The organism is Priestia sp. P5_B4 (assembly GCF_056400385.1).
Genome location: NZ_JBFULJ010000106.1, coordinates 1 through 9,017, shown reverse-complemented (window position 1 = coordinate 9,017; position 9,017 = coordinate 1). Strand labels below are relative to the sequence as shown.

At 40.0% G+C, this 9,017-nt stretch carries 8 protein-coding genes; all 8 read right to left on the bottom strand.

Translation table 11 applies throughout. From position 1 onward, the window contains the following. On the bottom strand, positions 1 to 1,367 hold a 1,367-nt coding region (locus AC1DRF_RS11495; RefSeq protein ID WP_477740778.1), incomplete at its 3' end, for a CoA-acylating methylmalonate-semialdehyde dehydrogenase. A 207-nt stretch (positions 1,368 to 1,574) separates the two neighbouring features. Then, positions 1,575 to 3,206, bottom strand: coding sequence for a PucR family transcriptional regulator (locus AC1DRF_RS11490; RefSeq protein WP_427075270.1), 1,632 nt, complete (start codon positions 3,204 to 3,206; stop codon positions 1,575 to 1,577). Between the two features lie 139 nt (positions 3,207 to 3,345). Further along, a complete protein-coding gene (locus AC1DRF_RS11485; RefSeq protein WP_230183113.1) occupies positions 3,346 to 3,537 on the bottom strand; it encodes a hypothetical protein in 192 nt (63 codons plus the stop codon). Positions 3,538 to 3,931: 394 nt separating this feature from the next. Further along, entirely contained in the window at positions 3,932 to 4,144 is a 213-nt protein-coding gene (locus AC1DRF_RS11480; RefSeq protein ID WP_427075271.1) for a hypothetical protein, read from the bottom strand. Positions 4,145 to 4,177: 33 nt separating this feature from the next. Further along, complete coding sequence (gene hydA, locus AC1DRF_RS11475) at positions 4,178 to 5,596, bottom strand: dihydropyrimidinase (protein WP_477740777.1); 1,419 nt, start codon at positions 5,594 to 5,596, stop codon at positions 4,178 to 4,180. A 19-nt stretch (positions 5,597 to 5,615) separates the two neighbouring features. Beyond that, positions 5,616 to 6,896, bottom strand: a complete 1,281-nt coding sequence (gene preA / locus AC1DRF_RS11470; protein WP_097824574.1) for an NAD-dependent dihydropyrimidine dehydrogenase subunit PreA — start codon at positions 6,894 to 6,896, stop codon at positions 5,616 to 5,618. Positions 6,897 to 6,917: 21 nt separating this feature from the next. Beyond that, positions 6,918 to 8,279 (bottom strand): NAD(P)-dependent oxidoreductase, encoded by a 1,362-nt coding sequence (locus AC1DRF_RS11465; protein ID WP_230183111.1) that lies wholly within the window; start codon positions 8,277 to 8,279, stop codon positions 6,918 to 6,920. 225 nt (positions 8,280 to 8,504) lie between these two features. Next, on the bottom strand, positions 8,505 to 9,017 hold a 513-nt coding region (locus tag AC1DRF_RS11460), incomplete at its 5' end, for a M20/M25/M40 family metallo-hydrolase (protein WP_477740776.1).

Sequence of the window (9,017 nt, the reverse complement as noted above, 5' to 3'; positions counted from 1 at the left end):
GAGAATGGGAAGAAGGCCATTGTAGCAGGTACTCCTACGTTAATACCGAGCATACCAGCATCTGCTTCTTCTCTAAATTGACGCACCGCTTTTGCATCTTTGGTATAAATCGTTGCTCCATTTCCAAAACGGGATTTTTCCATATAGCGAAGTGCTTCATCTAATGTGTCAGCACGAAGCAAGCTTAGCACAGGTGCAAAAATCTCTTCTTTAGCAATGGTCATATCAGGAGTTACGCGGTCAAAAATTGTTGCTCCTAAGAAATTGCCTTCCGTATGTTCATCCATTTCTTTACGTCCGTCACGAATGAGTTCCGCTCCTTCTTTCATGCCAAGTTCAATATAATCCAGCACCTTATCACGGTGCTCTTTTCGAATCACAGGCGTTAGAAGCACTTCATCATCAAAGCCGCTTCCCATAATTAATTCATCTGCTTTTTGCTTTAATTTTGCGACGAATTCATCGCCTTTTTCACCAACCACGACCACAGCGCTGCACGCCATGCATCGCTGGCCGGCACTTCCATAAGCGGAGCTGATAATATGTGATACCGCTTTATCCATATCGCAGTCTGGCATCACAACATGATGATTTTTAGCTCCAGATAAAGCCTGAACTCGTTTCCCTTGAGATGCAGCTTGTTCATAAACATATTTTGCTACCGGCTGCGATCCGACGAATGAAATCGCTTTAACTTTTTCATGCTCTATTAATCCGTTCACAACGTCGTGTGCCCCGTGCACAATATTTAATAATCCATCCGGTGCTCCTGCTTCTGTAAAAAGTTCAGCAAGTCGCGTTGCTAAAAGCGGCGTTCGCTCAGACGGTTTTAATACAAACGCATTTCCACATACAATGGCAAGAGGGAACATCCAAAGCGGTACCATCATCGGAAAGTTAAAAGGTGTGATGCCGCCAACGACACCCAGTGGAAAACGGAACATCTCAGAATCAATTTCTTCCGCTATGTTATTTAATGATTCCCCCATTAATAAAGTAGGAGCACCCGCGGCAAACTCCACGCATTCAATACCGCGCTGTACTTMACCGTAAGCTTCTTTAAAAGCCTTGCCGTTTTCTTGTACCACTAATTTAGCTAACTCTTCATGATGCTTAACTAGTAAATGCTGAAACGCAAACATTAATCTTGCTCGTTTTGGAGCAGGAACGTTACGCCATGTTTCAAATGTTTTTTGAGCTGTTTCCACCGCATTGGCTACGTCTTCTTTTGTAGAAAGCGGTACTTTTGCAATGACTTCGCCCGTCGATGGGTTAATTACCTCTCCAAATTTTCCCCCTGCCGTATCAACCCATTTTCCGCCCACGTAATTTTTTAAAACTTGCGTATCATTATTCACAACTGACATATCGCTTGGCCTCCTCAAAAAATAAGAAATGACAAATCTACCTTTATTATTGAATAAATAAATGGTGGTTGCATTAGACAAAATGTGAAACAACTCTAGATTCTCGTTTCACATTTTGCGCAGTGAACTAGGAGAAAGCATGAACTAAAATGAACATATAGTAAAATCAGCCTCAACATAAAAAAACAGCTGTTTCCAGCTGCTTACTTATCCGTTTATAAATTCCGCGCGCGACTTTTTCATCATAAACAAATATTCATATGCCATAATCATAAACTCAATTGCCAGTCGTTTTTCCGGTTCCATAAAGTCTTCACCCAGCAGCTTTTCTAGTTTTTCGATACGGTGATACAGCGTTTGCCGGACAATGTATAAACGCTTAGCCGTCTCTTGTTTAGATCCGTTGCATGCTAAATAAATTTTTAATGTTTCCATGAGTTTTGCATTATACGTTTCATCATATGTAATAACGGGCTGCAGATATTCAAACACCACTTCCTGTAAGTCTTCATGCTGATGTAAAAGCGAAATAATCCGGTACATATGCAAATCATCATAAAAATGAATAATGGTTTGTTTTTGCAGCATTTCTTGAATCGAAATTGTTTCTTTAGCCGTTTCATAGCTTTTATGCATGCAGTCAAGCTGTTCACAGTATTGGCCAATTCCGATAAAGCTAATGGCGTTCCTCTTTGAATTTTCATCCGATTCATATTGATTCATCCAGCGATGAAGGCTGTTTTCTAATCTCTCTCTCCACGTGCTAACCATTCGTTTGTTCAAAAGAATAAATAATACTTCGCGATTTCGCTCGGAGACTAATAAGTGAAAGCCTTCTTGTTCAAAAATGCTTCGCAAGATCAGCTTAAAATACGTTCGATCAAACTTCTCCCGCCTTTGCCACTTACAGCAAACAACGACACCTCCGCGAATAGGCGAATCTGAACACACTTCGTGCATAGAGTCTTTTATTTGTTCAAGAGTTAACTCTCCGTTCATCCATTTTGTCATCCATTCGGTTTCATCTACTCTTTTTTTCTCTTCGACATACAGGTCCTTCAAAAAATGCTGAGCAAGTGCAGTCGCCGTTCGGTCAACGGTGAGCACTTCAAGTTCTGTTAACGCTTCATTTATAGAAGCAACATATAGCTGAGCATAATCTTGTCCTAATAAATGAATAGGCTGCTCAATAAAATGCGGACTTTCATTTTCCCTGCTTATATAATGAAGTAGAAGCTGCTGTTTGAGCAAGTCCATCTCAGGAGCAAAGGTAAGCAATTCATTTGAAACTTTAAGGCCGACAAGAAGCCCCGTAGATTCATATAAACACTGTAAGATGAGGGCCGGATCATTAACTGTTAACAGCAGCTGATTTAGCCTATGAGAATACTGTTCTAAATCGGAAATCATTTGATAGTGCTGATTAATTAAAAGCGAGTGAACATCTTGCGTAATTTCAACGAACGGAACTTCCTCGTGAAATAAAATAATCGGAAAATCATATTCGTTCGCTTTATCAATTACAATTTGCGGAATCTTAGAAGTATAAGTGCCAAGTTCAATACACAGTCCTGATGCCTTGCAAGAAATTAATTGCTGAAGAAATGATAAACAAGATTGAGAATCTTCTCCCCAGCCTACCCCTGTTGATAAAATGAGCTCGTTTCCTTTTAGCAGCTCATTAATGCGCGTCACTTCCATCACGTGCACCCACTTAACAGAATTAGTAAGCCCTTTCTCTCCAGCTATTACTTCACAGTTTACAAAATGTTTCCTTGTTAAAATCTCTGTTACCGTTAAATATGATTTCAAGTCAACACCGCCCCTAGCGAATTTCACATCATGTCTCCTGGATCATTAACGCGTATTTCGCATATGTGTAGAACAAAAGCTATATCTTCTTACATTATATTAAATATTTAGAAGAAATAAAATATTTAATGAAAGAAACGAAAAAAGCTGTAACGATAATGGATCGTTACAGCTTCTGAGCTGCTTGCTGTAATTTATTAAAAAAACCTTGGCGTTTAACCGCTTGTTCTTTAATTCGGTGAATTTCTTTTTTATAAAAACGCAAATCTTGTAGTGACACTGCATTTAACATTTCCATTTTTAATTTATCAATAATTTTTGTTTCTTCCTGTGTCATACACTGCATAGCTTGATCCATCCGTGTCACACCCTTTTCGTATTTAATAGATTTAGTTTGAAAACGTTCTACTATAATATTTACTACAATTTACTAGATAACTAAACCTTTTCTCTTTCGATGTAAACGAAATGTAACAACTGTAATACAGTCAATGGATAATATCTAGTTATTTTGTTTCACATCCAAAACGAAAAAAACACAAAAACGGATCACTTTTGTCAGCCAATATAGTAAAAAAACTTACAGGGATTAGTAAACAAATAAAGAGATTGAAACATAATTAAAATTCCAATCAACAGCTAGAAGCACCTACGTACATGAAACCTGCGTTCACCCTAGCAATAAAAAAATCCGAACGATTCATCGTTCGGATCTTCCTTCAGCTAAAATAATTTTGTCCCGGCCTCCATTTTTATACTTGTTGAATCAGTACGGATGAAAAATATTTTCTAGCATCCGCCGTCAATATATGAAGGGTTTCTTGTTCGGTTTGGTTATTTTCGGTGCGTTCAAACGTCACAAATGCCCCGCTTAGATTCTCCGTTACGGCTGTTATTTTAAATCTTTTTTGCAGCAAAAAATCAATCTTTTCTCGCTCTGCCATATATTCATGGTAACTTGACATTTCCCTGCCCCCGATCTATTTCTTCATCTGTTTTTATAACATTAATTTTTCAGCTTCGTTAGCCGTGTTTAACTCATTAAACTTTGCTCGTTTTGTAAATTGTCCGTAGCCTTTTTGACCGACAAACTGCTTATCTTTTACGACAAATTCCCCGCGGCAAAGTACTGAAACCGGCTCACCCGTGATTTTCATTCCCTCAAATGCGCTATAATCGACTGCCATATGATGTGTGTTTGCTGAAATCGTACGTTCAACAGAAGGGTCAAATATAAGCAGATCCGCGTCTGCGCCAACCGCTATCGTTCCTTTTTTCGGGTACAGTCCGAACAGCTTAGCAATTTTTGTTGATGTTATATCTACAAACTGATTGATATTAATTCGTTTCTTCACTACTCCTTCTGAAAATAAAATACTCATGCGATCCTCGATAATAGGGCCTCCGTTTGGAATTTTCGTAAAATCTCCTTTTCCCAGATCTTTTTGACCGTTAAAATCAAACGAACACTGATCTGATCCAATCGTTTGCAAGTCGCCATTACGCAGAGCATTCCACAAAACATCTTGGTTCCATTTTTCACGTAAAGGCGGCGACCATACGTATTTTGCTCCTTCAAAATTCGGTTTTTCTAAATAGGTTTGGTCAAGCGTCAAATATTGCGGACACGTTTCGCCCCAGATATTTACGCCTTTTTCCCTCGCTTCAGCAATCTTTTTAACCGCTTCAGCGCACGAAACGTGAACAACATAGAGCTGTGAGTCAGCCAGCTCCGTTAGCACCGCGGCTCTTCCCGTAGCTTCTCCTTCTATTTCTGGAGGACGAGTCAGTGCATGATAGATAGGATCGGTTTGTCCTTGTTCTAGTGCTTGTGCCGTTAAATACTCAATAACATCTCCATTTTCAGCATGTACCATCACAAGCGCCCCTAGCTTTTTAGCTTGCACTAGCGTTTGATAAAGGGTAGCATCGTCTGCTTGAAAAACATTTTTATAGGCCATGAACACTTTAAAAGAAGTAATTCCCTCTTTTTCAATAATCGTAGGAAGCTCATTTAATACATCTTCCGTGATTTCTCCAATCATTAGATGAAAGCTATAATCGATAGCCGCTTTTCCTGTCGATTTTTCATGCCATGTGCCGATCGCTTTTTGCAGCGGTTCGCCTTTATTGGTTAAGCAAAAATCAATAACAGTTGTCGTGCCTCCAAAAGCTGCTGCTCTTGTACCTGTTTCAAAGTCATCTTTTGTAACGGTGCCTCCAAACGGCATATCTAAATGAGTATGAGGATCGATGCCTCCTGGAAATATATAGTTACCTTTTGCATCAATCACTTCACAGCCCTGCTCTTCAAATGCCGAGCCAATTGCCGAAATAACTCCATYTTCAATTAAAATATCGGCTTTATACGTATCTGTTGCTGTGACTACCACACCATTTTTAACGATTTTCTTCATTTCTTCATCCCCTTTGTATTTATACGTCTAATCGCTGTGCAGCCGTCGCTTGTAAAGCAGCTTGGCGTTCATTCCACGTCATTGGAGGCTGTTCATTCGGTAATTCAACCATGGATATAGCCCCGTCCACCGGACATACAATCGAACATAAATTACAGCCTACACAATCTTCTTCTCTTACTTTTAAATAAGATTTCCCTGAAGGGTCTTTCAGCATATCAATACATTGATGAGAAGTATCTTCACAAGAAATATGACATTTATTGCAGTTAATACACGTCTCCGGATCGATGCGAGCCACTACTTTATAATTGAGATCTAAGTTGCCCCAGTCGGAATATTTTGAAACGGCTTTCCCTACAATGTCACTTACTTTTTCGATTCCTCTTTCATCCAAATAATAATTGAGACCTTGAATCATATCCTCTACAATGCGGAACCCGTGATGCATAGCCGCTGTACATACTTGCACACCTGTAGCACCCATGAGCATAAATTCGACGGCTTCCTGCCAGTTCGAAACGCCTCCCATACCTGATATTGGAACGTTAATAAACGGACTTCTTGCACATTCAGCAACCATGTTTAATGCAATCGGCTTAACAGCCGGGCCGCAATAACCTCCGTGAGCGCCTTTTCCTGCTACGTGTGGAATCGTATTCCATGAATGAATGTCTACTCCTGCTAAACTATTAATAGTGTTAATCATGCTCACAGCGTCAGCACCGCCTCGAACCGCTGCTTCTGCTGTAACGGTGATATCTGTGATATTTGGGGTTAATTTAACAATGACCGGCGTTTGGGCAACTTCTTTAGCCCAATACGTTTGTTTTTCAACCAAATCAGGGACTTGCCCAGAGGCAGCACCCATCCCTCGTTCTGCCATTCCATGCGGACACCCAAAGTTCAGCTCTAATCCATCCACTCCTACGTCTTCTACTTTTTTGACAATTTCATGCCATTTTTCTTGCTGAGGCTCTACCATAAGAGAGGCAATAATTGCGTGGTTAGGAAACTTCTTTTTCGTTTCATAGATTTCCTTCAAATTAACTTCAAGAGGACGATCGGTGATTAACTCAATATTATTAAAGCCGGCTACGCGCTGACCGTTGAAGCCAACGGCAGCAAATCGTGAGGAAACATTTAAAATCGGATCACCAAGCGTTTTCCAAACTGCGCCTCCCCATCCTGCTTCAAATGCACGCTGCACTTGATAACCTGAATTGGTTGGCGGTGCGGATGCCAGCCAAAACGGATTTGGTGATTGAATACCTGCTAAATTTGTTGTTAAATCTGCCATAGATTTCTCCTCCTCCTGATTTTAAGCTGTTTCCATTGTTTCTTTTGTTAACTGCATATGAATATTTAACGCCGTTTGTTTTCCTTGCTGAGCAGCGGTCACAACCATTGCTTCTCCTTGCCCTTTACCAAAAATAACGTCTCCACAAGCAAATACTTTTGGATTTGATGTTTGAAACGTCTCTTGATTAATTATGACAACTCCGTCTTCATGATGCAGCTGAAATTGTTGAATYAAAGACAGGTACCGTTCTTGACCAATTGCTTTAACAACAGCATCGACTGGAATGGTAAACGTTGAACCTTCAACAGGAACAGGCTTTCTTCGGCCGTCTGCATCTGGATCTGTTAGAGTCATTTTTACACATTCAATCCCGCTCACCTTACCATTTTCATCTCCAATAATTCGTATAGGAGCCGTTAACCAGCGGAATTCAACACCATCTTGTTTTGCAAATTCAAATTCAAAATCATAAGCCGTCATTTCTTCTCGTGTACGACGGTATAAAATTTGAACATTTTCAGCCCCCAAGCGCACGGAACACGTAGCACCATCAATCGCAGTATTTCCCGCACCAATGATGGCAACACGCTTACCCACAAATTCTGTTGATAACGCTTCTGACTTCGTTTTTTTCACAAAATCAATTGCATCATACACACCGTCTAGCTCTTCACCTTCAACATGTAGAGAAGGCACCTTGCTCATACCAATAGCTAATACAACCGCGTCATACGACTGCAGCAATTCGCTTGGAAGAATATCTTCTCCAATTCTTACGTTTGTTTTAATTTTCACATCTAAGCTTTTTACTTGTTCAACTTCCCAGAATGAAATCGCTTGAGGAAGACGAAACGACACGATTCCATATGTATTTAACCCTCCTGCTTGTTTTTCCGCTTCAAAAATGGTTACGTCATACCCAAATCGCGCCAGTTCTCTTGCTGCAGAGAGACCAGCCGGACCTCCACCAACAATTGCTACCTTTTTGCCGTTTGCTTTTCCTTTCTCAAACAGCACCTGTTCATTTTGAATAGCCCAATCTGTTGCGTAGCGCTGCAAATCTCCAATCATAATTGGTTTGGTTGAGTGGTTAAGCACACACGCTCCTTCACATAGTTCATCGGTTGGACAAACTCTCGAACAGCTTGCTCCTACGGGATTAGAAGACATAATCGTTTCGGCAGACCCCTTTAAATTGCCCGATGCAATTTTTTTAATAAACGTCGGGATGTCAATTCCTGTAGGGCATGCCTGAATACAGGGTGCATCATAACAGTACAAACATCGATTAGATTCTTCGACCGCTTCTCTATTTGACAACCCTTTTTCTACTTCATTAAAGTTTTGAATGATGGACTGCAAACTTTCCTGTGACTGCATTGCATCAACCTCCCAAGGATATCTGTTGATAAAACTCAAATTGAAAGCGCTTACATATTTTTTATATACGTTATTTTCAACTTCTACTTTGGTAAAATGTATTACTAACTTTATTGTACAAAACGACCGTCTTTTCTTCATTATACATTATGTTAAAAAATTCAGACTATTTACTATTCACTATGTAAAAAGCCTTGCTTTTATATAAAAGCAAGGCTGCAACTATTATTTTGCTACTTCTTTAATAATCGACACTACTAGTTCAGATGTCTTCACCAGTTCTTCTACCGGAATTTTTTCATTTGTTGTATGAATGTCTTCATAACCAACTGCTAAATTTACTGTTGGGATATCAAAGCCTGCGATTACATTTGCATCGCTTCCGCCTCCGCTTTGAAGCAGGCGTGAAGGACGATCGATATTAGCCACGGCTTTTTTAGCAACTTCGACAACATGATCTCCATCACCAAATTTGAAGCCTGGATACATCACTTTAATATCAACTTCTGCACGTCCGCCCATTTCTTGTGCAGCTGTTTCAAACGCTTCTTTCATTTTCGCTACTTGTGCTTCCATTTTTTCTGGAATTAATGAACGAGCTTCTGCTAAAATATCGACGCGGTCACACACGATATTCGTTTGCGTTCCACCTTCAAAACGTCCAATGTTCGCTGTAGTCTCTTCATCAATACGTCCAAGCGGCATTTTAGAAATGGCTCTTGAAGCAATCGTAATAGC